A 24,576-nucleotide genomic window follows, 5' to 3' on the forward strand; every position below is an offset into this window, starting at 1 on the left:
TGCGCGTGCCGGTGCTCATGCCCGCGGGTTAGAATTCCGCGGTTTGCCAGCCCCGGAGTTCCCCATGTCGACCCTCGCCTATCGCCGCGTCCTGCTCAAACTCTCCGGCGAGGCCCTGATGGGCGACGAGGACTACGGCATCGACCCCAAGGTCATCGGCCGTCTGGCCCGCGAAGTCATCGAAGTGCGCGAGGCCGGTGCGGAGATCGCGCTGGTCATCGGCGGCGGCAACATCTTCCGCGGCGCCGGCTTGGCCGCCGGCGGCATGGACCGCGTCACCGGCGACCAGATGGGCATGCTCGCCACGGTCATCAACGCACTGGCGATGCAGGACGCGCTGGAGAAGCTCGGCGCCAAGTGCCGGGTGATGAGCGCGATCAAGATCAACGACGTGTGCGAGGACTACATCCGCCGCCGCGCGGTGCGCCACCTCGAGAAGGGCCGCATCACCATCTTCGCCGCCGGCACCGGCAACCCGTTCTTCACCACCGACTCCGGCGCCGCGCTGCGCGCGATCGAGATCGGTGCCGACCTGCTGCTGAAGGCGACCAAGGTCGACGGCGTGTACGACAAGGATCCGAAGAAGCACGCCGACGCGGTGCGCTTCGACAGCCTGACCTACGACGAGGTCATCGCCCGCGACCTGCAGGTGATGGACACCGCCGCCTTCGCGCTGTGCCGCGACAGCGCGCTGCCGCTGCGCATCTTCGACATGGGCCAGCCGGGCGTGCTGCTGCGCATCCTCGGCGGCGAGCCGATCGGCACGCTGGTCACCGCTTCGGCCTGATCCTCCGCGCCACGCGCGGCAGGCGCCGCGCTCGACGAATCCGATGTGCACAAACGACAACGGCGCCCTTGGGCGCCGTTGTCGCGAGTGGAAACCGCTGCCGGATCAGTTCGTCTTCGGCGGCGCGACGGGGGCGCGGCCGCCGAGGTTCGCCTGGAAGAACTGGAACAGCTTGGTGTAGTAGGCGAACTGGTTCTCCTTCTTCACGAAGCCGTGGCCTTCGGTCGCGAAGTACATCTCGTCGACCGACTTGCCCGCGGCGCGCAGCGCGCGTGCCATCGCCTCGGAATGCGACTGCGGCGCACGCACGTCGGCGCCGCCGGCGGCGAGGAACACCGGCACCTTGATCCGCGACGCCAGCTTGGTCGGCGACGAGGCATCGAGCTGGTCCTTGCCCAGCGCATCGGACAGGAAGTCGCGGCCGTACGAGGACTGGCTGATGTCGCCGCGGCCCCACAGCATGTTGAGGTCGTACACGCCGACGTAGCCGACCGCGCAGCGATACAGGTCGGGCTCCTTCGCCACCGCCATCAGCGAGGCGTAGCCGCCGTAGCTGGCGCCGTAGATGCAGATGCGGTTCGGATCGGCGATGCCCTGCTGGATCGCCCAGCGGGTGGCGTCGGTGAGGTCGTCCTGCATCGCCAGGCCCCACTGCTTGTGGCCCTTTTCGAGGAACGCCTTGCCGTAGCCGCCCGAGCCGCGGAAGTTGACCTGCAGCACCGCGTAGCCGTGCGCCATCATCATCTGCACGTCGCGGTCGTAGGCCCACTGGTCCTCGACGCCGAATGGACCACCGTGCGGATGCACGATCAGCGGCATGTTCTTGCCGCTGCTGCCGTGCGGCACGCTGAGCATCACTTCCACGTCGAGGCCGTCACGCGCCTTGAAGTAGGCCGGCTGGATCGTGCCGAGGCGGGCGCGATCGAGCCAGTCGGCGCGATTCATGAACTTCGTCGCCTTGTTCTTCTGCGTGTCGAGGATGAAGAGCTGGCCCGGATTGCGGTCGCTGGTGACTTCCAGCAGCACGTAGTGGCCGTCGGTCGTGCTCGACACCGGAAACACCACGTCGCCATCGAAGCCGGCCTGCAGCGCCTGGTGCAGCTTGGCCTCGGTCGACTCGGGATTGAAGTATTCGAAGCGCGGACGGTTCGCGCCCCAGAACATCACGCCGATCGGGTAACGCTGCCCGCCCCAGCGCAGCAGGCCCGCGGGGTCGACGTCATCGTCGCGCGCGATCTGCTTCATCGTCATCGTCGCCGTGTCGAAGGCGCGAAGCGAGTCGGGGCCGGTCTCTTCTTCGGCGTCGATGTAGGCGGTGGCGTTGTCACGACTGAAGCCCAGCGCCTGCATCTTGCGGCCGGTGGCGGACTCGTCGTTGACGAGCTGCCATTCGGCGTTGTCGTCCTTGCGGTAGTACAGCACTTCCTTGAATTCGCGGTTCATGCCCGACGCGAACCGCACCTGGCCGTTGTAGTCCACCAGGAAGGTCGCGCCGCGCACGGGCGCGCGCGCGAGCGGCTTGTGCGTGCCGGTGTAGACGTTCATGCGTTCGAGCGACGTGTAGGGGATCTCGCCGCCGCCGTAGGGCGTGACGGTCACCAGCACTTCGTCGTCGTTGTCGACGAGGGTATCGACCATCTGGATCGCGGCGATCTCGGTGCGCGCCTTGCCGCCCGCGCGCGACGGCGTAGCGCGGGCGCCGGTGTCGGAGGCGCGCATGCCGGCGACGATGCCCTGCTTGCTGCCATCGGCATTCGTGCCCCAGATCTCGCCGACGCTGACCGGGCGCTCCAGGCCGCCGGCGCGTTCGCCGACGGTGAACAGCAGGCGCTCGTCGCTGACCCACCAGAAGTCGGCGACGTGGGTGTGGCTGTCCTTGAGGGTGACGTGGCCGTAGGGCTTGCTCTCGCCCGGCTTGAGGATGACCAGGACGGTCTTGTCGTCCTCGCCCAGCGGCACGGTGGCCGCCACGTAGGTGCCCTTGGGCGAGATCTTCACGTTGACGAAGCGATCGTCGCGGATGAAGTCGCCGAGGTTGTAGGGCGAAGCATCGCCGGCAGGCGCCGGCGACTGGGCCGAGACCACGGCCAGGGGCTGCGCGACCAGCAGGGCGAGCAGGAGGAAAGCGCGTTTCATGCAGGCAACTCCGGGGAATCCGGGGCGGATTGTAACCGTCCGCCCCGTTCGCCTCCCCTGCCCCACGTCATGCCCCCCGGGCGGGGCGGCCTCAGTCGGCGCTGGCGTCCGCCACCGGGACCGGCGCGCGGCCGCCGATGTTGCGCTGCAGGAAAGCCAGCAGCCGGGCATAGAACTCGGCCCGGTGCTCGCGCTTGTAGATGCCGTGGCCCTCGGTCTTGAAGTACAGCGTCTCCACCGGCACGCCGGCCTTCTTCAGGGCGGCTTCCATCGTCTCGGACTGCGCGATCGGCAGGCGTTCGTCGAGATGGCCGGAGGTGATGAACACCGGGACCTTGATCCGCTCGGCGAGACGCGTCGGCGAAACCGCCCCGAGGTCGCCCAGATTCATCACCTTCTCGTGGTAATGGCGGAGGTAGTCGTTGCCGAGCGAATCGTCGGACCGCATCCGGTTGAGATCGTAGACACCGACCTGGCCGATCGCGCACTTGTACAGGGTCGGCTCCTTCGCGACGCCCATCAGCGAGGCATAGCCGCCGTAGCTGGCGCCGTAGAGGCAGATCCGCGCCGGATCGGCGATGCCCTGGTCGATCGCCCAGCGGGTGGCGTCGGTGAGGTCGTCCTGCATCGCCAGGCCCCACTGCCGGTAGCCCGCGGTCTCGTGGTCGAGGCCATACCCCGTCGAGCCGCGGAAATTCACCTGCAGCACGGCGTAGCCGTGCGCGGCGAGCACCTGCACGTCGGGGTCGTAGCCCCAGTCGTCGGCGGCATACGGGCCGCCATGGGGATGCACGACCAGCGGCAGTTGCTTGCCGCTGCTGCCCACCGGCACGGTCAGGAACGCGGGGATGCGGCGGCCATCGCGCGCCTTGAAGAAGAAATCGCGGGTCGGCGACAGCCGCTCCGGTTCCAGCCAGTCCGCCGCGAACATCATCGGCGAGACCCGGCGGGTGTCGAGGTTCATGACGTAGTAGCCGCCCGGCTCGCGGTCGCTGTAGGCGTAGACCAGCACCTCGCGCTTCGCCGTGGTGTAACGCGACGTCCGCACCACCATCCCCGGGAACGCCTTCTGCAGGCGCTGGTGCGCCTTCGCGTCCTCGGAATCCGGATCGAAATAGACGTAGCGCGGCGTGGCCCCGGCATAGAACACGCCGATGGGGGCACGCCTGCCGATCGCATTGATGAGGCCGGTGGGATCGGCATCGTCGTCGTGGACGATCCGTTTCGACGTGCCGGTCTCCACGTCGAAGGCGAGGATCGAATCCGGGCCGGCGGGCTCCTCCGTCTGCAGGTAGGCGGTCTTGTCGTCCGCCGAGATGCCGATCGGCACGACGTCCAGCCCCGTGGCGGCCTGGTCGTTGATCACGACCCACTTGTCCGAACCGGGCTTGCGCCAGTACAGGCGCTTCATGTCCTGCTTGTCCTCGCCGCCCGCGAAGCGCGCTTCCTGCTTGCTGTCCGCCATGAACCAGCCGTAGCGGATCGGCGCCTCCGCGAGGCGCTTCTCCGCGCCGCCGTAGACGTCGAGGCGGGCCATCTTGGTGAAGCCGTCGCCGCCGGTGTAGATCGTGGCGATGATGTGGTCGTCGTCGTCGTCGAGCGTGTCCAGGATCCGCACGCCGTAATAGCCGCCGATCCGGATGCGCTTGCTGCCGTCCGCCTCGATCGCCCAGGTTTCGCCGGTCCTCGCCGGACGTTCGTCGAGCTGGTCCTTCACCGCCACCGAATACAGCAGGCGGTGATCGCTGACCCAGGTGATGTCATAGACGTGGCTCTTGCGCGCGCTGACGTCGACCCGCGTGAGCGGTTTGCGCTCGCCGGTCTTCAGGATGTACATCACCGTCTTGGCGTCTTCGGGTACCGCGATGGCGACATAGGTCCCCTTCGGCGACACCGCGACTTCCTTGAACTTGCTCTCCCGGACGAAATCCTCGATCTCGTAGGACTTCGGCGCCTGCGCACCCGCCAGGGCGGGCGCGGCCAGCAGCAGCGTCGACAGCAACATCGCAACAGGCTTCATTCTCGGCTCCTTGGGCCCCGGCCGGGCCAACGTCTTGTCAACGAAAAACGGCGGCGGCGAGGATCACCGCCCGCCTGGAGGCCCCCATCGACCGGACGCGCAGACCCGGGATGTTAACGAAGTTCGTCGAGCACCGCCGCCAGTCCGGCAGTCCAGTCCGGCAGGCGGACATCGAGGTCGGCGGCCAGCCGCGACGTGTCGAGCACCGAGTACGCCGGCCGCGCGGCGGGCGTCGGGTAGTCGGCGGTCGCGATCGGTTCGACCGGCACCGCACGTGCGAGCAGTCCGCGCGCATGGGCGCCGGCGACGATCGCCTCGGCGAACCCGTGCCACGTGGTCTGGCCGGCGGCGGTGAGATGGCGGATGCCGCCGACGTCGCGGCGCGCCAGCACGCGCGCGGTCATGTCGGCGATCAGCGCGGCGGACGTCGGCGTGCCGGTCTGGTCGGCGACCACGCGCAGCACGTCGCGCTCGGCGGCGAGGCGCAGCATCGTGCGCAGGAAGTTCTTGCCGTGTGCAGCGTAGACCCAAGCGGTGCGCAGGATGAGGGCGTCGGCACCGCGCGCGAGGATCGCCTCCTCGCCGGCGCGCTTGCTGGCGCCGTACACGCCGGCGGGCGCGGTCGGATCGTCCTCGCGGTACGGGCGCGTGCCGTGGCCGTCGAACACGTAGTCGGTCGAATAGTGGATCAGGCGCGCGCCGCGCACAACGCAGGCCTCGGCGATGCGCGCGGGCGCTTCCGCGTTCGCGCGGAAGGCGGCGTCGCGATCGCTTTCGGCGCGGTCGACCGCGGTGTACGCGGCGGCGTTGACGACGACGTCGGGCGCGATGCGTTCGACCAGCGCAGGCAGCGACGCGGGCGCATCGAAATCGGCGACTTCGCAGGCGGCGCCAGCGTCGAGCGTGCCGCTGCGCGTGGCCGCGACCACGTCGCCCAGCGGCGCGAGGCTGCGGCGCAGTTCCGTGCCGACCTGTCCGTTGGCCCCGAATAGCAGGATGCGCATCGCCGCCTCAGCCCGCGTAGACGGGCAGCCGCTCAGGCGCCACGTCGTCGAGGAACGGCGCCTTCGCGTCCTTGTCCGACAGCACCGGCGCGGACACCGGCCAGTCGACCGCCAGCGTCGCGTCGTTCCAGCGGATGCCGGCGTCGGCCTCGCGGTCGTAGGGCGCGGTGCACAGATAGGTGAACACCGCACGTTCGCTCAGGGTGACGAAGCCGTGCGCGAAGCCCGGCGGAATCCAGAAGTGACGCTTGTTGTCGGCGCTGAGCACCACCGCGGTCCAGCGCCCGAAGGTGGGCGAGCCGCGGCGGATGTCGACGGCGACGTCCCACACCTCGCCTTCGACCACCGACACGTACTTGCCCTGCGGCCGCGGCCACTGGTAGTGCAGGCCGCGCAGCACGCCCTGCGTCGACGAGGACACGTTGCCCTGCACGAACGCCGGCAGCACGAGCCCCTTTTCGGCGAAGCGTGCATGGTTGAACGATTCGAAGAAGAAGCCGCGGCTGTCGCCGAACACCTGCGGTTCGACGACGAAACAGCCCGGCAGATCGGTTTCGGTGATGGAGGTCATGCGGGTCCCGCGGTCAGGGCACGAAGCCGCGCTCGGCGAGGCTCAGCAGGTACTGGCCGTAGCCGTTCTTCGCCAGCGGCTTCGCCAGCGCTTCGAGCTGGGCGGCGTCGATCCAGCCGTTGCTCCACGCGATCTCTTCCGGGCAGCAGACGCGCAGACCCTGCCGCGCCTCGATCGTCTCGATGTAGTTCGACGCTTCCAGCAGCGACTGGTGGGTGCCGGTGTCGAGCCACGCATAACCGCGCCCCAGCCGCTGCAGGTGCAGGCTGCCGTCGTCGAGGTAGCGCCGGTTGAGATCGGTGATCTCCAGTTCGCCGCGCGCCGACGGCTTGAGTTCCGACGCGAATTCGCTGGCGCGGCCGTCGTAGAAGTACAGGCCGGTGACGGCGTAGCTGGACTTCGGCTTCGCCGGCTTTTCCTCCAGCCCGACCACGCGGCCGGTGGCGTCGAACTCGGCCACGCCGTAGCGCTCCGGATCGCGCACCCAGTAGCCGAACACGGTCGCGCCCAGCGTGCGCGCATCGGCTTCGCGCAGCATCGCGGTCAGGCCCGGGCCGTGGAAGATGTTGTCGCCGAGCACGAGGCAGCTCGGCTGGCCGTCGACGAAGTCGCGGCCGATCAGGTACGCCTGCGCCAGGCCGTCTGGGCTGGGCTGCACCGCGTATTCGATGCGCATGCCCCACTGCGAGCCGTCGCCGAGCAGCGTCTTGAACAGCGCCTGCTCGTGCGGGGTGTTGATCACCAGCACCTCGCGGATGCCGGCGAGCATCAGCACGCTGAGCGGGTAGTAGATCATCGGCTTGTCGTACACCGGCAGCAGCTGCTTGCTGACCGCCTGCGTGATCGGATACAGCCGCGTGCCGGAACCGCCGGCGAGGATGATGCCCTTGCGCGTGGTCATGCCGCCGCTCCGATGCGTTCGAGGCGGTAGCTGCCGTCGAGCACGCGTTGCACCCAATCCTGATGGTCGAGGTACCAGTCGACGGTGCGTTCGATGCCCTGCTCGAAGCTCAGCGACGGCGACCAGCCCAGTTCCGACTTCAGCTTCGACGCGTCGATGGCGTAGCGGCGATCGTGGCCCGGACGGTCCTTCACGAACGCGATCAGCGATTCGCGGGCGCGACCGTCGGCCAGCGGCCGGCGCGCGTCGAGCAGCGCGCAGATCGTCTTCACCACGGTGATGTTCTCGCGCTCGGCGTCGCCGCCGACGTTGTAGACCTCACCGACGCGGCCGCGCGCCAGCACCGCGCGGATCGCGCTGCAGTGGTCGCCGACGTACAGCCAGTCGCGCACGTTGCGGCCGTCGCCGTAGACCGGCAGCGTCTCGCCGGCGAGCGCCTTCGCGATGATCAGCGGGATGAGCTTCTCGGGGAACTGGAACGGCCCGTAGTTGTTCGAGCAGTTCGTGGTCAGCGTCGGCAAACCGTAGGTGTGGTGGAAGGCGCGGACCAGATGGTCGGACGCGGCCTTCGACGCCGAATACGGCGAGTTCGGCGCGTACGGCGTGGTCTCGGTGAACTTGCCGGTGTCGCCGAGCGAACCGTAGACCTCGTCGGTGGACACGTGCAGGAAGCGGAAGGCGTCGCGGGCGTCGCCGTCGAGCGACTTCCAGTGGTCGCGGGCGCATTCGAGCAGGCCGAGGGTGCCGACGACGTTGGTCTGCACGAATGCCGCGGGACCATCGATCGAACGGTCGACGTGGCTCTCGGCGGCGAAGTTGACGATCGCGTCGGGCCGGTGCGTCGCCAGCAGCGAGGCGACCAGCTCACGGTCGCCGATGTCGCCGCGCACGAAGACGTGGTCGGGATGGCCGTCCAGCGCGGCGAGGGTGTCGCGGTTGCCGGCGTAGGTGAGCGCGTCGAGATTGACGATGCGCACGCCGCTCGCGACGGCCTCCAGCACGAAATTCCCCCCGATGAAACCGGCACCGCCGGTCACGAACCATGTCGGCACGCGTGGACTCCTGGTTGGTCGGACGACGCGCGGATTGTACCCGCGGCCCATGCGCGGTCCGTCGGGCGCGGCCACGCGAATCTGAACGGATGCCGGCCTGCGTTCAGGCCGCGTCCCAGACGCAGCGGCCGGCCTTCTTGCGGATCGTGGCCAGCCGGGCCTCGTGCGCGGCCGCTTCCTCGTCGGTCGCGCGCACCCGCGGGCGGCGGGCGGCGTCCGCCGGGGCGATCGCGAAGGCCGCGCGCGTGGCGGCATTGCCGGACTCGCCGTCGGCGGACTGGCCGAAGCCGATCTCGCCCTGCCCCGAGGTCAGCGCGAGGTAGACCTCGGCCAGCAACTGGGCGTCGAGCAGCGCGCCGTGCAGTTGTCGATGGGCGTTGTCCACGCCCAGCCGCTTGCATAGCGCGTCGAGCGAATTGCGCTGGCCCGGGTAGCGCTTGCGCGCCATGTCGAGCGAGTCCTCGACCCCCGCCACGCGATCGTGCAGGCGGCCGTACTGCGGCCCCAGCAGCGACAGTTCGTGGTCGAGGAAGCCGACGTCGAACGCGGCGTTGTGGATGATCAGCTCGGCGCCGTCGATGAAGTCGAGGAAGGCGTCGGCGATCTCGGCGAACTTCGGCTTGTCGGCGAGGAATTCCAGCGTGAGGCCGGTGACTTCCTGCGCACCGGGCTCGAATTCGCGCTCGGGATGGATGTACTGCTGCCAGGTGCGACCGGTGGGCCGGCGCTCGACCAGCTCCACGCAGCCGATCTCGACCACGCGGTTGCCCTTCTTCCACTCGAGGCCGGTGGTTTCGGTATCGAGGACGATCTGCCTCATGCGCCACGGGCTCCGCTGCGGAAGGCGGTGGCCTGGGTGCGGGCGAGCTGGTCGACGCGCTCGTTGTCGGGATCGCCGGAATGGCCCTTCACCCAGCGCCAGTCGATCGTGTGGCGGCCCGCGGCCGCGTGCAGGCGCTCCCACAGGTCGCGGTTCTTCACCGGATCACCACCGGCGGTCTTCCAGCGGCGGCGCACCCAGTTCGGCATCCATTCGGTGATGCCCTGGCGCACGTACTGCGAGTCGGTGAACAGCGTGACCGAACACGGCCGGCTGAGACTTTCCAGGCCCATGATCGCGGCCATCAGTTCCATGCGGTTGTTCGTGGTCTGCGCCTCGCCGCCGGCGACCTCGCGCTCGGTGGCGTTGTAGCGCAGCAGCGCCGCCCAGCCGCCGGGGCCGGGGTTGCCGAGGCAGGCGCCGTCGGTGTGGATCTCGACCTGCTTCAGGGCGGAAGCGGGACTGGACGAGGAGGAAGCCGGAACGTTCAAGCGGAAGGAACTCCATCGGCGATCGCCAGCGGCAGCCGCGGGCGGATCGGAGTGATCGGAAGGGCGCGCTTCTCGGCACGCTGGAGGAAGGCGGCATGCAGGCCGACACCGGACTGGAGCGCGGGCGAGGCAGTGGGCGACCACTGCGGGCCGATGCCCTGCGCCGTCGGTTCGGGCGTGAGGCCGGCCTCGGCCAGCCGCCGGCGCCAGACGGCCGGATCGCGGGCCACCAGCCGGCGGCCACGCCAGCGCAGGCGGTACGGCGAATGCGGATTGAGCGCGAGCAGCGCCAACCGTCCGCCGGGCACCAGCGCGCGGGCGCATTCCTCGATCAGCGCGGCCGCCTCGCCCGGGCCTTCGCCGGGCACATGCTGCAGCACCACCGCCCCCAGCGACTCGCTGGGCAGCGGCAGCGGCAGGCCGCAGCGGACGGTGCCGGACCAGCCGGTGCCGCTGGCGACCAGGCACAGGCCGCGGCCGTTCGGCGGGTCGCAGGACAGCGCGGGCGCCAGCCACAGCCATGGCAGGCCCACCACCGGATGCGCGGTCAGCGCATCGGCCACCACCGTGTGCTCGCTGTCGAGCACGGCCTGCCCGGCCGGCTGCAGGAACCACTGCATGGCGGCATCGGACGGCAACGGGTGGGACAATGCGGGCATCGTGCCATTGTATGCCGAGCCATCCGCCGGACCGCCCATGCGCCTCATCGCCCTGCCCGCTTTCGACGACAACTACCTCTGGGTGCTGGCCGGCGATGATGGCGCGGCGCTGGTGGTCGACCCGGGCGACGCCGGCCCCGTGCTCGCGGCTGCCGACGCGGGCCTGCGGCCGGTCGCGGTACTCGTCACCCATCACCACGGCGACCACATCGGCGGCCTGCCGGCGCTGCTCGATCGCTGGCCGTCGCTCGCGGTCCACGCGCCCGACGACGCCCGGATCGCCGGTGCGACCGCCCGCGTTTCCGACGGCGACCGCGTCGAGGCGCTGGGCCTGACGTTCGAGACGCTGGCTGTCCCGGGCCACACCCGCAGCCACGTCGCCTATGTCTGCGCGGCCCCCGGCGATGCCGACGGCGGCCTGCTGTTCTGCGGCGACACGCTGTTCAGCCTCGGCTGCGGGCGGCTGTTCGAGGGCACGCCGGCACAGATGCTGGCCTCGCTCGATCGCCTCGCCGCACTGCCGGGCGACACCCGCGTCTGCTGCGCCCACGAATACACCGCGTCGAACGCCGCCTTCGCGCTCGCGGTCGATCCGGGGAATCCGGCCCTGAGCACTCGCGCGGACGCGGTGCGCGCATTGCGCGCCGCGGGCGCGAGCACGCTGCCGTCCACGATCGCGCAGGAACGCGCGACCAACCCGTTCCTGCGCTGCGACACGCCGGCCGTGCGCGACGCGATCGCCGCCCGCCTCGGCCATCCGCCCGCGGACCGGCGGGAGACCTTCGCCGCCCTGCGCGGCTGGAAGGACACGTTCCGGGCGTGACGCGCCGCACGCGCGCCACACCCGGACAGGCCGACCATACGGGCGCCCACGGTCGGGGGCGCATGGCACACTAGCCGCCCCCCGACGAATGACGAGATCGCCCATGGGTTTCCTGCAAGGCAAGCGCGCGCTCATCACCGGCATCGCCAGCGAGCGTTCGATCGCCACCGGCATCGCCGAGGCCATGCACCGCGAAGGCGCGGAACTGGCCTTCACCTACCAGAACGAGAAGCTGAAGTCGCGCGTCGAAAGCGCCGCCGCCGAATACGGCTCGAAGATCGTGCTGCCGCTGGACGTCGCCGACGACGCCCAGATCGCCGCGTGCTTCGAAGCGCTCGGCCAGCACTGGGACGGCTTCGACATCCTGATCCACGCCATCGCTTTCGCCCCGCGCGAAGCGATCGCCGGCCAGTACCTCGACGGCCTGACCCGCGAGAACTTCGCGATCGCCCACGACATCTCGTCGTATTCGCTGGCCGCGATGGCGAAGGCCGCGCGGCCGATGATGACCGGCCGCCAGGCATCGATCCTCACCCTCACCTATCTCGGCGCCGAGCGCGTGCTCAGCGGCTACAACCTCATGGGCGTGGCCAAGGCCAGCCTGGAGGCGAACGTGCGCTACCTCGCCTGCAACCTCGGCCCCGAAGGCATCCGCGTCAACGCGATCTCCGCCGGCCCGATCAAGACGCTTGCCGCCGCGGGCATCGCCGGCTTCCGCAAGATCCTCGGCCACGTCGAGCAGAACGCGCCGCTGCGCCGCACGGTCACCATCGAGGATGTCGGCAACGTCGCCGCGTTCCTCAGCTCCGATCTCGCGTCGGGCATGACCGGCGAGATCACCTACGTCGACGCCGGCTACAACATCCTCGGCATGACCGGGATCGAGTGAAGGCCACGCCGCCGGGGCCGCTCCGGCGGCCGCGACGCCCACGAAAAAGCCCGGCCGAAGCCGGGCTTTTTCGTGTCTCGGAGGAACGGAGCGCGGCGGTCAGAGCCGGCGATCAGATCCGATCGAGCGCCTTCTCGATCTTCATGCGCTTGCGCTCGGCCTTGCCGGTGGCGACCGCATCCTCGTCGCCCGTGCGCGCGGCCTGCGCACGCAGGAAACCGACGCGCTGCTCGGGCTTGATCTCGTTCTCGTCGGCGTGGCCGATGCCGGTCACCGCGAACACGATCCAGCGACCGTCCGCGGCCCGCACCTTGCCCACCGACGGCTTGGCGTCGGTCGGCGGCGGCACCGCGAAGTAGGCGGCGTTCGCCTGCGCATCGGGCACCGGCGCGTTGCGCGGCACGCCCGGCACCGGGGTGACCTGCCAATGCTTCTCGGTGGCGACCGCCACGAGGGTCTCGCCCTTCTTCAGGCGGGCCAGCGCGGCCTCGGCCTCGGCCTCGGCGGCCTTCGAGGCGCGATCGGCGCGCACGGCGGCCACCACGCGGACGCCGACCTTGTCGAGCGGCTGCACCTGTTCCGGCGTGTGCTCGACCACGCGCACCAGCACGCTGTGGTTCGGCGCGATCTCGATCGGGTCGCTGGACTGCCGGCGTTCCTTGGCCTCTTCCGAGAAGACGAAACGCTGCACCGCCGGCGTCGCGGCGATGCCGGTGCCCTGGCCGCGGGCGAACGGCCCGAGCCGCTGCACGGACAGGTTCACGGTCTTGGCCACCGACACCAGCGAGTTCGGATTCTTCAGCACTTCGTCCGACAGGCGGCCGGCGAGGTCGTTGTAGGCGCGCTCGCGGTCGGACTCGGCGACGAGGCGCTCGAGTTCGGGCCTGGCTTCCTCGAAGCTCTTGCCGTGGCTGGGCTTGATCTCGCGGACCTGCACCAGATGCCAGCCGAACTCGGTCTTCACCGGCTCGGAGATGCTGCCGGCCGCGGTCGCGAACACCGCGTCCTCGAACGGCTTCACCATCTGCCCGTTCTTCTGGATCCAGCCGAGGTCGCCGCCGGCGTCCTTGGAAGCGTCCTCGGAGTTCTGGCGCGCCAGCATGGCGAAATCGGCGCCGGCCCGCAGTTGCTTCAGCAGGTCGCGTGCCTTGGCTTCGGCCGCCTTCTGCGCGGCCGCGTCGGCCTTGGCATCGACCTTGATCAGGATGTGCGAGGTCAGGCGCTGCTCGGGCTCGACGAAACGCGCCTTTTCCTGGTCGTAGCGTGCACGCAGCGCCTTCTCGTCGGCGGCGGGTGCCGGCGGCAGCGCGGCGGCATCGACGTCCACGTATTCGATCGTGACCTGTTCCGGCGTGCGGAAATCCGACGGGTGCGCCTTGTACCAGGCGGCGATCTCGGCCGCGGTCACGGGCGCAGTGTCAGCCGCCGGCGTCGGCAGGATCGCGAACGTCACGTCGCGCTTCTCGCCGAGCAGCGTGATCAGGCGCTGCCCTTCGCTCGGCGTGACGAACGCCGATTCCGCCAGGCGCGTGGCCAGCAGGCGGTCGCGCAGGGAATCGCGGAGGGTCTGCTGGAACTGGATCGGGGTCTGCGGCGGGTTGAGCGTGGTCAACAGCATGCGGTAGCGCTGCGCGTCGAACTTGCCGTCGACCTGGAAGTCCGGGATCGCCTCGATCGCGTCGCGCAGTTGCGCGTCACCGATGACCAGACCGTCGCGCTGCGCCGCCATGCGCATCACGCGCTGGTCGATCAAGGCGTCGAGGATGCGCTCCTTGTTGTCGGCGCTCTCGAAACGGCGCGCATCGAAGGCATCGCCCTCGGCCGCGCGCTGCTGCTGGCGGGCCTGCTCGAAACGGTCGCGGAACTCGTCCGGGCCGATGTCGTCGGTCTGCCAGACCAGCTTGCGCATGACCCACCAGTCGGGAGCGCCCGGCCACCAGGACGGGGGCGACTGGATGCGGGCGGCGAAGGTGTCGTTGCGCTGGACGAGGTACTGCTCGACGCCGAAGAACGCGAACGGGACGATCAGGAGCCCGAGGATGACGGTGGCGATCCAGCCGGAGGATTTATCGCGAAGGGCCTGCAGCATTGTCGAGCGGTGCCGGAAGAGGAGCCGACTAGTGTAGCGGCTGCGGCAGGCCTCGGCATGCCCCCTACGCACAGCCCCCCGCGCCGCGGGATCCGGGCGCGGAAGCCCGGAAACGCAAAAGGCACCGTTGCCGGTGCCTTCGTCGTGTAACGCATGGGGCGGGAATTGGCGGAGTGGACGGGACTCGAACCCGCGACCTCCGGCGTGACAGGCCAGCATTCTAACCGACTGAACTACCACTCCGCTGTATGACCCGATTTGCTGCAACGCACCTGCGACCCGGTGTTTCTGGATGAATTCGCCGGTGTGAACCGGCGTCATCGTGCGGCGCGCATTCTAACTCGAACCTGCGACCGAACGGAAGAGCATGTCCGGTCATTTGCGTTCCTGGTGGGTGCTGAGGGTTTCGAACCCCCGACCCTCTCCGTGTAAAGGAGACGCTCTACCGCTGAGCTAAGCACCCCAACGGGAAGAGCTGATCAGTTTACGGCATCCTTCAGCGCTTTGCCAGCCTTGAAGACCGGGGTCTTGGAGGCCGGGATCTGGATCTCTTCCTTGGTCTTGGGATTGCGACCGGTGCGCGCGGCGCGCTCGCGCACGACGAACGAACCGAACCCGACGACCGCGACGCTGTCGCCCTGCTTCAGGGCCTTGGTGATGGCGGCGACGGTGGCGTCGAGCGCGCGACCGGCGTCGGCCTTGGAGAGCTCGGCGGAAGCGGCGATCGCATCGATGAGTTCGGCTTTGTTCATGTAAGGACTCCAATCGGAAGAGGGGGAATGGCGTGCGGCGCACGTGCGCTGTCGTGCAGCGTCTTTGCGTACGGATGCGGATGTGGTTCCGACGAACGGCAGATGCGATCCGCCGGCCTCCGCGGGCGTCCGTTATACAGCGGAGCATCCCCCCGCGCAACCGAAAAGCGCTGAAAATGCAGGGAAAACGGCAATCCGCACGACATCCGCAATCGCGTTGCGGACATCGTGACCGGGGCGTTTCGATCAGTGCTTGCGCACTTCCCGGCGCGTGCTGGCGGCGGGGCGCGTCGATTTGCGGGCGGGTGCACGCGCCGTTTTCTTAGCCGGCGACTTCGCCTGTGCCGGCGCGATCGGATGTTCGAGCGCGAGATCGAGCACTTCGTCGATCCAGCGCACCGGCACGATCTTCATGCGGTCGGTGACGGTCTTCGGAATGTCGGCGAGATCCTTGCGGTTCTCGTCGGGGATCAGCACGGTGCGGATGCCGCCGCGCAGTGCGGCGAGGAGTTTTTCCTTCAGGCCGCCGATGGCAGTGACCTTGCCGCGCAGCGTGATCTCGCCGGTCATCGCCACATCGGCGCGCACCGGCACCTTCGTCAGCGCCGACACCAGCGCCGTCGCCATCGCGATGCCCGCACTCGGACCATCCTTCGGCGTGGCGCCGTCGGGCACGTGCAGGTGCACGTCGAGCTTCTGCAGGAAATCGACCTCGATGCCGAGACGTTCGGTGCGCGCGCGCACGACCGACAGCGCGGCCGACGCGGATTCCTTCATCACGTCGCCGAGCTGGCCGGTGAGGATCAGCTGGCCCTTCCCCGGCATCAGCGTGGATTCGATCTGCAGCAGGTCGCCGCCGACTTCGGTCCAGGCCAGGCCGGTGACCATGCCGACTTCGTTGTCGCGTTCGGCGCGACCATAGTCGAAACGGCGCACGCCGAGATACTTGTCGAGGTTCTTCGCGTTGACGGCGACATTCTTCACCGCCTTCTGCGCCTTCGCCGGCGCGGAGACCTTCGCCGTCGCGGCCTTGCGCGCGCCCTTCGCGGGCATCGCTGCGGGCGCGGCGGCAGGGCCGGCCAGCGCGATTTCCTTCACCACCTTGCGGCAGATCTTCGAGATCTCGCGTTCGAGATTGCGCACGCCGGATTCACGCGTGTAGTAGCGCACGATGTCGCGCAACGCGTCTTCGGACACCTTCAGTTCGGCCGGCTTCAGGCCGTTCGCCTTCAGCTGCTTCGGCAGCAGGTAGCGCTCGGCGATGTTGAGCTTCTCTTCCTCGGTGTAGCCGGGGATGCGGATGACCTCCATGCGGTCGAGCAGCGGCCCCGGGATGTTCAGCGAGTTGGACGTGGCGACGAACATCACCTCGGACAGGTCGAGGTCGACTTCCAGGTAATGGTCGTTGAAGGCGCTGTTCTGCTCGGGATCGAGCACTTCCAGCAGCGCCGCCGACGGATCGCCGCGGAAGTCCATCGACATCTTGTCGATCTCGTCCAGCACGAACAGCGGATTGCGGCTGCCGGCCTTGTTGAGGTTCTGCACGATGCGGCCCGGCATCGAACCGACGTACGTCCGGCGATGGCCGCGGATCTCGGCCTCGTCGCGCACGCCGCCCAGCGACATGCGCACGAACTTGCGGTTCGTGGCCTTCGCGATGCTCTGGCCCAGCGAGGTCTTGCCCACGCCCGGCGGACCGACGAGGCACAGGATCGCGCCCTTCATCCGCTTCACGCGGGTCTGCACCGCGAGGTATTCGAGGATGCGTTCCTTCACCTTCTCCAGGCCGTAGTGGTCGGCGTCGAGCGTTTCCTGCGCGACCTTCAGGTCCTTGCGGATCTTGCTGCGCTTGTTCCAGGGCACGCCGAGCACCCAGTCGAGATAGTTGCGCACGACCGCGGCCTCGGCCGACATCGGCGACATCTGCTTGAGCTTGTTGAGTTCGGACTTCGCCTTGGTCTCGACCGGCTTGGGCATGCCGGCTTCGGCGATGCGGCGGGTCAGGTCCTCGATGTCGTTCGGCGCGTCGTCGAGCTCGCCCAGTTCCTTCTGGATCGCCTTCATCTGCTCGTTGAGGTAGTACTCGCGCTGGCTCTTCTCCATCTGCGACTTCACGCGGCCGCGGATGCGCTTCTCCAACTGCTGCACGTCGATCTCGCCGTCGACCAGCCCGACCAGCAGTTCCAGCCGCTTGCCGATCTCGACCGCTTCCAGCAGGCGCTGTTTCTCGGCCAGGCGCACGCTGAGATGCGCCGAGATGGTGTCGGCCAGGCGGCCCGGCTCATCCATGCCGGACAGCGTCTGCATCAGCTCCGGCGGCAGCTTGCGGTTGGTCTTCACGTACTGCTCGAACAGGCTCATCAGCGAACGCCCGATGGCCTCGACCTCGCGCGGGTCGTGGCGTTCGACCGGATCGAGCACCTCGGCGTCGCCGGCGAGCGCGCCGTCGGCCTCGTGCACGCGCGTCAGGCGCGCACGGGAGACGCCTTCGACGAGCACCTTGATCGTGCCGTCGGGCAGCTTCAGCAGTTGCAGCACCTGCGCGAGCGTGCCGACCTCGTACAGGTCGGCGGCGACGGGATCGTCGGTTTCGGGGGATTTCTGTGCGACCAGCAGGATGCGCTTGTCGCGGTCCATCGCCAGGTCGAGCGCGCGGATCGATTTCTCGCGCCCGACGAACAGCGGGATGACCATGCTGGGGAAGACGACGACATCGCGCAGCGGCAGCACGGGGATGTCGACGAAGGGACTGGCGGAGGAATCGCTCATGGGGGGCTCCGATCGGGATGCCGGCGCCCGGTAAGCGCCAACCTTCGGCCCGTTATGGGGCCGCTGCGGAAGGGATGCAAGCGCGGCCCGCCGAACGGGGATCGATCGATCCCGGATCGCGATGCCCGAAAACGCAACGGGCACCCGGAGGATGTCCGGATGCCCGCGCGGGGAAACGCCGTGGCGCTACCGTCACTCGGCGGACGCGACCTTGTTCGGCGGCGTCTGGTAGATCAGGTACGGCTCGGACTTGTGCTCGATCACCGATTCGTCGACCACCACCTTGCTGACATTCTCCAGCGACGGCAGGTCGTACATCGTGTCGAGCAGCACCGATTCGACGATGGTGCGCAGGCCGCGCGCGCCGGTCTTGCGCTTGAGCGCCTTGCGGGCGATCGCCAGGAGCGCGTCCTGGCGGAACTCCAGCTCCACGCCTTCCATCTCGAACAGCTTGCGGAACTGCTTGCTGATCGCGTTCTTGGGCTCGGTGAGGATCTTCACCAGCGCGGTTTCGTCCAGTTCCTCGAGGGTCGCGACCACCGGCAGGCGGCCGACGAATTCGGGGATCAGGCCGAACTTGATCAGGTCCTCGGGCTCGACGTCGAACAGCACCTTGCTGACATCGGCCTTGCGCTCGCTGCTCTTGAGCTTGGCGCCGAAACCGATGCCGCCGGATTCGCTGCTGCGCTGCTGGATGATCTTGTCGAGGCCGGCGAACGCGCCGCCGACGATGAACAGGATGTTGCGCGTGTCGACCTGCAGGAATTCCTGCTGCGGGTGCTTGCGGCCGCCCTGCGGCGGGACGCTGGCGACGGTGCCTTCGATCAGCTTGAGCAGCGCCTGCTGCACGCCTTCGCCGGACACGTCACGGGTGATCGACGGGTTCTCGCTCTTGCGCGAGATCTTGTCGATCTCGTCGATGTAGACGATGCCCTGCTGCGCCTTCTCGACGTCGTAGTCGCACTTCTGCAGCAGCTTCTGGATGATGTTCTCGACGTCCTCGCCCACGTAACCGGCTTCGGTCAGCGTGGTGGCGTCGGCGATCGTGAACGGCACGTTGAGCAGGCGGGCCAGGGTCTCGGCCAGCAGCGTCTTGCCCGAGCCGGTCGGCCCGATCAGCAGGATGTTCGACTTCGCCAGCTCGATGTCGTCGTTCTTCTGGCGGCTCTCGATGCGCTTGTAGTGGTTGTACACCGCCACCGCCAAGGTCTTCTTGGCGCGCGACTGGCCGATGACGTACTGGTCGAGGACTTCGAGGATCTCGCGCGGCTTGGGCAGATGGCTGCGGGTGGCCTGCGCCTTCTCCTCCAGCTCCTCGCGGATGATGTCGTTGCACAGCTCGACGCATTCGTCGCAGATGAACACGCTCGGGCCCGCGATGAGCTTGCGGACCTCATGCTGGCTTTTCCCGCAGAACGAGCAATACAGGATCTTGTTGCCGTCGCCGCTGCGGCCTTGCCGGTCTTCGCTCATGCTGCTGGGGTTCTCTGACGCAGGTAGGGGGAGGATAGCATCCGGGCTCCCGGCCGCAAGCGGGCCGGGGCTGGATTCAGGATGCCTATTGGAATCAGGAGCTTGCACCGGCCGATGACCCGGCCGGCGTCGGATCACGCCGGCTGGATCGACTCTTCCGGGCGGCGTTCCAGCACGTGGTCGACCAGACCGTAGTCGCGGGAGGCCTCGGCGCTCTTGAAGTTGTCGCGCTCGGTATCGCGGGCGATGGTCTCCAGCGCCTGGCCGGTGTGGTGCGACAGGATCTCGTTCAGGCGCTGGCGCAGGGTCAGGATCTCGCGGGCGTGGATGTCGATGTCCGTCGCCTGGCCCTGGAAGCCGCCCAGCGGCTGGTGGATCATCACGCGGGAGTTCGGCAGCGCATAGCGCTTGCCCTTCGCACCCGAGGCCAGCAGCAGCGCGCCCATGCTGGCCGCCTGGCCGACGCAGATGGTGCTCACGTCCGGCTTGATGAACTGCATGGTGTCGTAGATCGCCATGCCCGCGGTGACCACGCCGCCAGGCGAGTTGATGTACAGGCTGATGTCCTTTTCGGGATTCTCGGCCTCGAGGAACAGCAACTGGGCGACGATCACGTTGGCCATGTAGTCGTCGATGCCGCCGACCAGGAAGATCACCCGCTCCTTCAGCAGCCGGGAGTAGATGTCGTACGCGCGCTCGCCGCGGCTGGTCTGTTCGACCACCATCGGCACGAGGTTGAGGGCTTTGGTCTGGAGACTGTTCATGCGTGGTCGCACCGGTCGTGGGGGTGGGCCGCGTCGCCGCGGCCCGGAGGCAGGGCCCGCAGCAGGTTACTGCGGGGCGATCGCGTCCTGGAAGGCGAGCGTGCGGTCGGTGTGGACGGCGCGCTCGGCGATCCAGTCGATGACCTGCTCTTCCATGACGCGATTCTGCAGGCCGGCCATGAGCTGGCGGTCGCTGCGGTACAAATCAATGACCTGCTGCGGTTCTTCGTAGGTGGAGGCGATGAGACGCAGCGTTTCGTTCAGACGCTTCGGATCGAGCGACAGGCCGTTGCGGCGGGCGATCTCGCTGACCACCAGGGCGACCGTGATGCGCTTGCGGGCCGATTCGAGGAAGTCGCGCCACGCCTCTTCCGGCGCCTCGACTTGGCGACCCTGCTGGCGGGCCTGCTCCAGCGTCTGCGCGAGCATCGCGCGGGCTTCGTTCTCGACCAGACGCGGCGGCATCTCGACATGGGCGTAGGCCAGGATCAGCTGCTCGCCGACCTCGCGGCGCAGGCGCGCCATCAGGGCGCCCTTCAGCTCGCGCTCGAGGTTGCTGCGGATCTCGGTGCGGAACTGGGCCATGTCGCCGGACTTCACGCCGAAGCTGCGGATGAAGTCGGCATCGACTTCCGGCTGCACCGGCTCGGAGACGGCCTCGATCTTCACGTTCACCACGGCCTGCTTGCCCGCCAGCTGCGGCACGCGCCAGTCGGCCGGAAAATCGACGGTCACGGTGCGGTCTTCGCCGGCGCTGAGACCGACCAGCGCGTTCTCGATGTCCGGGTACATGCCGCCGGAGCCGATCATGGTCACGCCGCGCTCGGCGCCTTCGGGCGGCAGGCGTTCGCCGTCGACCAGCGACCAGGTCTCGACGTCCACCGCGTCGCCAGCCTGGGCCGGGCGGTTGACGATCGTCCAGCTGCGGCGCTGCAGGCGGAGGTTCTCGATCATGCGATCGATGTCGTCCTCGGTCACCTCGGCAGTGTCGCGCACGACTTCCAGCTTGGTCACGTCGATCTCGCCGAAGTCCGGCACCACCTCGAAGGTGGCGACGAAGGCCAGTTCGCCCTCGCCCGCGTCTTCCGACGGTTCGATGCGCGGGTTGCCGGCCAGGCGCAGTTCGTTCTCGCGCACGCCCTGGTCGAAACCCTGCTGCAGCAGGTCGTCCAGCACCTCGCCACGGACCTGCGCGCCGTAGCGCTGCTCGATGACCTTCGTCGGCACCTTGCCCGGGCGGAAGCCCTTGAGGTTGGCGGTGCGCGCGAGTTCGCGCAGGCGGCCGCCGATCCGGCTCTCGACGCTCTCGGTCGGCACGCGCAGGGTCATGCGGCGCTCGAGATTACCCACGGATTCGAGTGAAACTTGCATTGCTGGCGACTCCTGCTGCCGCGCCCTCGCGCGGCCGGCGATGAAAGGTTGGGATCCTGGCCACCGGTCCGGGCGGCCATCGGGGCATGCGCCCCCGGCGGAACGGGATAGTGTGTCCGATTACGGGCCTTCCCGCCAGATTGAGGCGATGGTTGGCGGGAATGGGGACGCAGGACGTGGCGCCGCCGGGGGAGAAGCCGGGAAAAACGTGAAGGGCGACGATCCGTGGCCGGGAGCGCCCATGGCCCGAGATCCGCGGCGCTTCGGGGCTGCCCCTCGCCACGGCTCGTTCATCTGCACCGCAGCGTCAACGCCACTGCGGCGTGGTGCGAGAGGGGGGACTCGAACCCCCACACCTTGCGGCGACAGAACCTAAATCTGTTGCGTCTACCAATTTCGCCACTCTCGCATGTCGCCCCGGCGCGTTCGCCGGAAGGCGCAAAGCAAAACGCCCGGCATTGCCGGGCGCTGCTGGAACTGGTGGGCCGTCAAGGATTCGAACCTTGGACCTATTGATTAAGAGTCAACTGCTCTACCAACTGAGCTAACGGCCCGATGCTGCAAAGGATACCGCACTTCCCCACTTCGTCGCAATCCGTTTTTCGTGCCTCGATACCGGCGTTGCCGGAAGATCGCGCACGTTGCGGTGAAATGACGCTGCGGCAACCTCGAATCTGGGGTGGCTGAGGGGACTCGAACCCCCGACATCTGGAATCACAATCCAGGACTCTAACCAACTGAGCTACAGCCACCATTGGAACGCTTGCAACCGCACGTTTCGCCGATCCGTGGCGCCCCGCCGGGCGATGAACCTTCCCCGTCCATGCCTGCGCATGGCGCGCCCGGCAGGACTCGAACCTGCAACCGCCGGCTTAGAAGGCCGGTGCTCTATCCGGTTGAGCTACGGGCGCGTGAGCGCATGATAGCGGGACGGACGGAGCGGCACACGACGACGGAAGCCGCCGGGAGTTGGTCGGGGTAGAGGGATTCGAACCCCCGACATCCTGCTCCCAAAGCAGGCGCGCTACCAGACTGCGCTATACCCCGCCGGTGCGTTCGGCCGGCTATTGTCGGGAGCACTGGCCGTGCTGTCAACGCGCAAGACGACATCGAGCGGGTATCCTGCGCGCTTCAGACCCGACATTCCCCAGGGAGCCATCATGCGCAGCGGCAATCCGGTCCTTTCGGACTCCACCTTCCTCGACGTCGGCAGCGGCCGCGTCGTCCGTGGCGGCACGGACGCGATGACGCTCGGCGGCACGGTCAACAAGACCGGTTTCCTGCTCCTGCTGTCGGTGCTGACGGCCGCGTTCGCGTGGTCGCGGACGTTCTCCGCGCCGGGCGAACTCGCGCCGGGCGCCATGGTGTACCTGATCGGCGGCGCCCTCGGCGGCTTCGTGCTGGCGCTGATCACCACCTTCAAGAAGGAATGGTCGCCGGTCACCGCGCCGCTCTACGCGCTGCTGGAAGGCTTCTTCCTCGGCACGCTCTCGGCGATCTACGACGCCCGTTTCCACGGGATCGTGCTGCAGGCCGTGATGCTGACCTTCGGCACCCTGTTCGCGCTCCTCTTCGCCTATCGCTCCGGGCTGATCCGCGCCACGGAGAACTTCAAGCTCGGCGTGGTCGCCGCCACCGGCGGCATCTGCCTGGTCTATCTGGCGACGATCGTGCTCGGGTTCTTCGGCGTCCAGATCCCGTACATCCATGGCTCCGGGATGATCGGCATCGGTTTCAGCCTGTTCGTGGTCGTCATCGCGGCGCTGAACCTGGTGCTGGATTTCGACTTCATCGAGAGTGGCGTCGACAGCGGCGCGCCGAAGTACATGGAGTGGTACGGCGCGTTCGGGCTGATGGTCACGCTGGTGTGGCTGTACCTCGAAATCCTGCGCCTGCTGGCCAAGCTGCAGCGCCGCTGAGGGCAGTTCGATCCCTCACATGCGAAACGGGGCGCCGATGGCGCCCCGTTTCGTTTCGGGTCTCGCGAGCGGGCCGCGGCTTACAACCGGCTGGCGATCGCCTTCGCGAACGACATCGTGTTGCCGGTCCCGCCGAGATCCGGGGTCAGCGAATCCTTCGCTTCCAGCGTGGCGATGATCGCCGCGCGCAGACGATTCGCGTTCTCCGGCTGGCCGATGTGGTCGAGCATCTGGCCGATCGCCATCAGCAGCGCGCAGGGATTGGCCAGGCCCTTGCCGGCGATGTCCGGCGCCGAGCCGTGCACGGCCTCGAAGATCGCCGCCTCGGTGCCGATGTTGGCGCCCGGCGCCAGGCCCAGGCCGCCGACGAGGCCGGCGCAGAGGTCGGAGATGATGTCGCCGAAGAGATTCGTGGTGACGATGATGTCGAACTGCTCCGGCCGCATCACCAGCTGCATGCAGGTGTTGTCGACGATCATCTCGTTGCACTGGATGTCCGGGTATTCCGCGGCAACCGCGCGTGCGGTCTTCAGGAACAGGCCCGAGGTCGACTTCAGGATGTTGGCCTTGTGCACGACCGTGACCTTCTTGCGGCCGGTCTTGCGGGCCAGCTCGAAGGCGTAGCGGACGATGCGCTCGGAGCCGCGGCGGGTGATCTTCTGCGTCAGCATCGCGGTCTCGCCGTCTTCCGACAGCGACTGGCCTTCGCCGATGTACGCGCCCTCGGTGTTTTCGCGGACGGTGATCAGGTCCACGCCCGACGGGAAGCGCGACTTGGTGTTCGGGAACGACTTCGCCGGGCGCACGTTGGCGTACAGATCGAAGCGCTTGCGCAGTTCCACGTTGATCGAACTGAAGCCCTCGCCCACCGGCGTGGTCAGCGGGCTCTTGAGCGCGATGCGGTTGCGGCGGATCGAGTCGAGGGTCGCCTGCGGCAGCAGCTCGCCGTGCTTCTCGAGCGCGACCATGCCGGCGTCGGCTTCTTCGTAGGTCAGGCCGGTGTTCATGGCGTCGAGCACGGACAGCGCGGCCTCCATGATTTCGGGGCCGATGCCATCGCCGCGGATGACGGTGATCGTTTGGGTCATGGGTCTGTTCCAGCTGGGCCCCGGCGCGCGTGCGCGGGGCCTTCGGTCGTCGGGGATCTGATCGGACGGCGCGTGCCGCCGCGAGGGCGTCGCGGGGACGCAGGCGGCGGAACAACCCGCGAATTATGCCGGAACGCCGCCGATCCTGCTCGAACGGCGCGTTCAGACGATGGTCGCAGGCGCGTGGCGATGTCCCGC

20 protein-coding genes and 7 tRNA genes are annotated in these 24,576 nt (G+C 68.4%); 4 read left to right on the forward strand and 23 right to left on the reverse strand.

Going from position 1 to position 24,576, the window contains the following annotated elements:
- The first annotated feature begins 64 nt into the window (after positions 1–64).
- The gene (pyrH, locus tag ACT53Q_RS02105) at positions 65–787 is read left to right on the forward strand and encodes a UMP kinase (protein WP_476184993.1); all 723 of its coding nucleotides are present in this window, start codon (positions 65–67) and stop codon (positions 785–787) included.
- A 105-nt stretch (positions 788–892) separates the two neighbouring features.
- Here the strand turns inward: pyrH and ACT53Q_RS02110 are convergent, their stop codons facing one another.
- The 9 genes from ACT53Q_RS02110 to ACT53Q_RS02150 form a co-directional block, all read right to left on the reverse strand.
- A complete protein-coding gene (locus ACT53Q_RS02110) occupies positions 893–2,923 on the reverse strand; it encodes an alpha/beta hydrolase family protein (RefSeq protein ID WP_476184994.1) in 2,031 nt (676 codons plus the stop codon).
- A 91-nt stretch (positions 2,924–3,014) separates the two neighbouring features.
- On the reverse strand, positions 3,015–4,943 hold the full coding sequence (locus ACT53Q_RS02115) for an alpha/beta hydrolase family protein (RefSeq protein ID WP_476184995.1): 1,929 nt from the start codon (positions 4,941–4,943) through the stop codon (positions 3,015–3,017).
- A 113-nt stretch (positions 4,944–5,056) separates the two neighbouring features.
- The gene (gene rfbD, locus ACT53Q_RS02120; RefSeq protein WP_476184996.1) at positions 5,057–5,947 is read right to left on the reverse strand and encodes a dTDP-4-dehydrorhamnose reductase; all 891 of its coding nucleotides are present in this window, start codon (positions 5,945–5,947) and stop codon (positions 5,057–5,059) included.
- Positions 5,948–5,954: 7 nt separating this feature from the next.
- The gene (gene rfbC / locus ACT53Q_RS02125) at positions 5,955–6,518 is read right to left on the reverse strand and encodes a dTDP-4-dehydrorhamnose 3,5-epimerase (RefSeq protein WP_476184997.1); all 564 of its coding nucleotides are present in this window, start codon (positions 6,516–6,518) and stop codon (positions 5,955–5,957) included.
- A 13-nt stretch (positions 6,519–6,531) separates the two neighbouring features.
- Positions 6,532–7,419: a glucose-1-phosphate thymidylyltransferase RfbA gene (rfbA, locus tag ACT53Q_RS02130; RefSeq protein ID WP_476184998.1), complete on the reverse strand. Its 888-nt coding sequence runs from the start codon at positions 7,417–7,419 to the stop codon at positions 6,532–6,534.
- On the reverse strand, positions 7,416–8,471 hold the full coding sequence (rfbB, locus tag ACT53Q_RS02135) for a dTDP-glucose 4,6-dehydratase (protein WP_476184999.1): 1,056 nt from the start codon (positions 8,469–8,471) through the stop codon (positions 7,416–7,418). The genes rfbA and rfbB overlap by 4 nt, the downstream gene beginning before the upstream one ends.
- A gap of 103 nt (positions 8,472–8,574) precedes the next feature.
- On the reverse strand, positions 8,575–9,291 hold the full coding sequence (gene dnaQ, locus ACT53Q_RS02140) for a DNA polymerase III subunit epsilon (protein WP_476185000.1): 717 nt from the start codon (positions 9,289–9,291) through the stop codon (positions 8,575–8,577).
- Positions 9,288–9,740, reverse strand: a complete 453-nt coding sequence (rnhA, locus tag ACT53Q_RS02145; RefSeq protein ID WP_476185166.1) for a ribonuclease HI — start codon at positions 9,738–9,740, stop codon at positions 9,288–9,290. Before rnhA ends, dnaQ begins: the two co-directional genes overlap by 4 nt.
- 38 nt (positions 9,741–9,778) lie before the next feature.
- A complete protein-coding gene (locus ACT53Q_RS02150; protein ID WP_476185001.1) occupies positions 9,779–10,441 on the reverse strand; it encodes a hypothetical protein in 663 nt (220 codons plus the stop codon).
- Positions 10,442–10,478: 37 nt separating this feature from the next.
- Between ACT53Q_RS02150 and gloB the strand changes: the two genes are divergently transcribed.
- Together gloB and ACT53Q_RS02160 are read left to right on the forward strand one after the other, a co-directional pair.
- Complete coding sequence (gene gloB, locus ACT53Q_RS02155) at positions 10,479–11,264, forward strand: hydroxyacylglutathione hydrolase (protein ID WP_476185002.1); 786 nt, start codon at positions 10,479–10,481, stop codon at positions 11,262–11,264.
- Positions 11,265–11,367: 103 nt separating this feature from the next.
- The gene (locus ACT53Q_RS02160; protein WP_476185003.1) at positions 11,368–12,153 is read left to right on the forward strand and encodes an enoyl-ACP reductase FabI; all 786 of its coding nucleotides are present in this window, start codon (positions 11,368–11,370) and stop codon (positions 12,151–12,153) included.
- A gap of 112 nt (positions 12,154–12,265) precedes the next feature.
- Here the strand turns inward: ACT53Q_RS02160 and ACT53Q_RS02165 are convergent, their stop codons facing one another.
- The 13 genes from ACT53Q_RS02165 to ACT53Q_RS02225 form a co-directional block, all read right to left on the reverse strand.
- The gene (locus tag ACT53Q_RS02165) at positions 12,266–14,242 is read right to left on the reverse strand and encodes a peptidyl-prolyl cis-trans isomerase (RefSeq protein WP_476185004.1); all 1,977 of its coding nucleotides are present in this window, start codon (positions 14,240–14,242) and stop codon (positions 12,266–12,268) included.
- Between the two features lie 166 nt (positions 14,243–14,408).
- Positions 14,409–14,485: transfer RNA gene (locus ACT53Q_RS02170), tRNA-Asp, on the reverse strand.
- Positions 14,486–14,630: 145 nt separating this feature from the next.
- Positions 14,631–14,705: transfer RNA gene (locus ACT53Q_RS02175), tRNA-Val, on the reverse strand.
- 16 nt (positions 14,706–14,721) lie between these two features.
- Positions 14,722–14,994 carry an HU family DNA-binding protein gene (locus ACT53Q_RS02180; protein WP_476170802.1) on the reverse strand — a complete coding sequence of 91 codons (273 nt, stop codon included), beginning with the start codon at positions 14,992–14,994 and terminating at the stop codon, positions 14,722–14,724.
- Positions 14,995–15,240: 246 nt separating this feature from the next.
- Positions 15,241–17,763, reverse strand: a complete 2,523-nt coding sequence (lon, locus tag ACT53Q_RS02185; RefSeq protein ID WP_476185005.1) for an endopeptidase La — start codon at positions 17,761–17,763, stop codon at positions 15,241–15,243.
- A gap of 192 nt (positions 17,764–17,955) precedes the next feature.
- Positions 17,956–19,236, reverse strand: coding sequence for an ATP-dependent Clp protease ATP-binding subunit ClpX (clpX, locus tag ACT53Q_RS02190; RefSeq protein WP_476185006.1), 1,281 nt, complete (start codon positions 19,234–19,236; stop codon positions 17,956–17,958).
- Positions 19,237–19,370: 134 nt separating this feature from the next.
- The gene (gene clpP, locus ACT53Q_RS02195; protein ID WP_476170805.1) at positions 19,371–20,000 is read right to left on the reverse strand and encodes an ATP-dependent Clp endopeptidase proteolytic subunit ClpP; all 630 of its coding nucleotides are present in this window, start codon (positions 19,998–20,000) and stop codon (positions 19,371–19,373) included.
- Between the two features lie 66 nt (positions 20,001–20,066).
- The gene (tig, locus tag ACT53Q_RS02200) at positions 20,067–21,371 is read right to left on the reverse strand and encodes a trigger factor (protein WP_476185007.1); all 1,305 of its coding nucleotides are present in this window, start codon (positions 21,369–21,371) and stop codon (positions 20,067–20,069) included.
- Between the two features lie 324 nt (positions 21,372–21,695).
- Positions 21,696–21,780, reverse strand: a tRNA-Leu gene (locus ACT53Q_RS02205).
- Between the two features lie 69 nt (positions 21,781–21,849).
- Positions 21,850–21,925 (reverse strand) — tRNA-Lys (locus ACT53Q_RS02210).
- Positions 21,926–22,046: 121 nt separating this feature from the next.
- Positions 22,047–22,123: transfer RNA gene (locus tag ACT53Q_RS02215), tRNA-His, on the reverse strand.
- 82 nt (positions 22,124–22,205) lie between these two features.
- Positions 22,206–22,282: transfer RNA gene (locus ACT53Q_RS02220), tRNA-Arg, on the reverse strand.
- Between the two features lie 59 nt (positions 22,283–22,341).
- A tRNA-Pro gene (locus tag ACT53Q_RS02225) sits at positions 22,342–22,418 on the reverse strand.
- A 113-nt stretch (positions 22,419–22,531) separates the two neighbouring features.
- Between ACT53Q_RS02225 and ACT53Q_RS02230 the strand changes: the two genes are divergently transcribed.
- Positions 22,532–23,290: a Bax inhibitor-1/YccA family protein gene (locus ACT53Q_RS02230; RefSeq protein ID WP_476185008.1), complete on the forward strand. Its 759-nt coding sequence runs from the start codon at positions 22,532–22,534 to the stop codon at positions 23,288–23,290.
- An 80-nt stretch (positions 23,291–23,370) separates the two neighbouring features.
- Here the strand turns inward: ACT53Q_RS02230 and ACT53Q_RS02235 are convergent, their stop codons facing one another.
- The gene (locus tag ACT53Q_RS02235; protein WP_476185009.1) at positions 23,371–24,378 is read right to left on the reverse strand and encodes an isocitrate dehydrogenase; all 1,008 of its coding nucleotides are present in this window, start codon (positions 24,376–24,378) and stop codon (positions 23,371–23,373) included.
- Positions 24,379–24,576: the final 198 nt, after the last annotated feature.

This window comes from Lysobacter sp. DMC97 (genome assembly GCF_056313745.1).